2 protein-coding genes and 1 pseudogene are annotated in these 1051 nt (G+C 59.5%); all 3 read left to right on the top strand.

The features are described 5' to 3' along the window. Positions 1 to 163, top strand: a pseudogene (locus MJ602_RS16650) (aminotransferase class I/II-fold pyridoxal phosphate-dependent enzyme); the annotation flags it as partial. Then, positions 139 to 432, top strand: coding sequence for an AbrB/MazE/SpoVT family DNA-binding domain-containing protein (locus MJ602_RS16655; RefSeq protein ID WP_243021863.1), 294 nt, complete (start codon positions 139 to 141; stop codon positions 430 to 432). The pseudogene MJ602_RS16650 and the gene MJ602_RS16655, both read left to right, overlap by 25 nt. Then, positions 429 to 845: a type II toxin-antitoxin system VapC family toxin gene (locus MJ602_RS16660; RefSeq protein WP_243021864.1), complete on the top strand. Its 417-nt coding sequence runs from the start codon at positions 429 to 431 to the stop codon at positions 843 to 845. The genes MJ602_RS16655 and MJ602_RS16660 overlap by 4 nt, the downstream gene beginning before the upstream one ends. Positions 846 to 1051 lie beyond the last annotated feature (206 nt).

Consider the following 1051-nt stretch of genomic DNA (forward strand, 5'->3'; position numbering starts at 1 on the left):
GGCCGATCTGCCCTCGCTGCTGCACGCCCTGCGCGCGCAGGGCATCAAGCTGCGCGACTGCGCTTCGTTCGGCCTACCGGGCGTGGTGCGTATGGGCGTGCTGGCGCCGGAGTCGCAAGAGGCCTTGCGGTTGGAGGTATGGAATCACACGTCGGTATGTTAGTATTACAAGGTAATACTTTTTGGGGCATTGCCATGCAAACCACGCTAACCAGCAAAGGACAAGTCACCATTCCGCGCGATGTGCGCCAGCATTTTGGACTCAAGCAAGGCATGGCGGTGACGTTCGAGATCGAAGGTGATCACATTGCCCTGCGGCCTGCGCGCTCGGTTCGACATGCGCAGGACAGCGGCTTTGGGATGGTCCAAAGTCGGCGCAAAGGGGTTCCCGCAGATTTTGATGTGGCCGGTCTGGTCACTGAAGCGCCATGATCGCGCTGGACACGAACGTGTTGGCCCGCTACTACGTGGCCAGCAGCGATGCGCCCTCTCAAAAGCAAAGCGCAGCGGCCAGAAAGTTGTTGGAAAGCGGAAAATCCCTGTTTGTGAGCAAAACCGTGGTGCTGGAGCTGGAGTGGGTGCTGCGCGGCTACTACAAGAGCCCGCCCAAAGATGTGCTGGCGGTGCTCACGCATTTGTTGACGATGCCCAACCTGGAGTTGGAAGACCGTCTAGCGGTGGAACTGGCCACCGCCGCATTGGGTGATGGGTTCGACTTTGCCGATGCGCTGCACCACGCATCCAGCCGCCATTGCAGCAGCGTGGCCACGTTCGATGACAAAAAATTTGTGCGCCGAGCCAGTGCCAAAGGTTGGAAGCCACCCGTCAAGCTGCTGCCGGTCTGAAGGTGCTCCAAGCCTATGGTGACTGCTCTGCTGCTCTGTAGGGGAGCGGTTCGCCGCAGTGGCTTCTTAGCGGCGCAATTTGTCGCAGGCCGCGCCTAAGCTGCGCATTTGAGCAGCAGGAGGATCGCACCATGCTTTACCACTGACCTTGCCCCTGTTTCGTGTAGCTCTTAACCCACGATTCACGCGGCCTTTTTACGCTGTGC

Origin of the sequence: Simplicispira sedimenti (genome assembly GCF_022760965.1) — a bacterium.
In the GTDB taxonomy this organism is placed as follows: Bacteria; Pseudomonadota; Gammaproteobacteria; order Burkholderiales; family Burkholderiaceae_C; genus Simplicispira; species Simplicispira sedimenti.

Bases quoted from the DNA above. Each gene is read 5' to 3' on its own strand.
- MJ602_RS16655 (WP_243021863.1), top strand. From the start codon at position 139: ATGGAATCACACGTCGGTATGTTAGTATTACAAGGTAATACTTTTTGG.
- MJ602_RS16660 (WP_243021864.1), top strand. From the start codon at position 429: ATGATCGCGCTGGACACGAACGTGTTGGCCCGCTACTACGTGGCCAGC.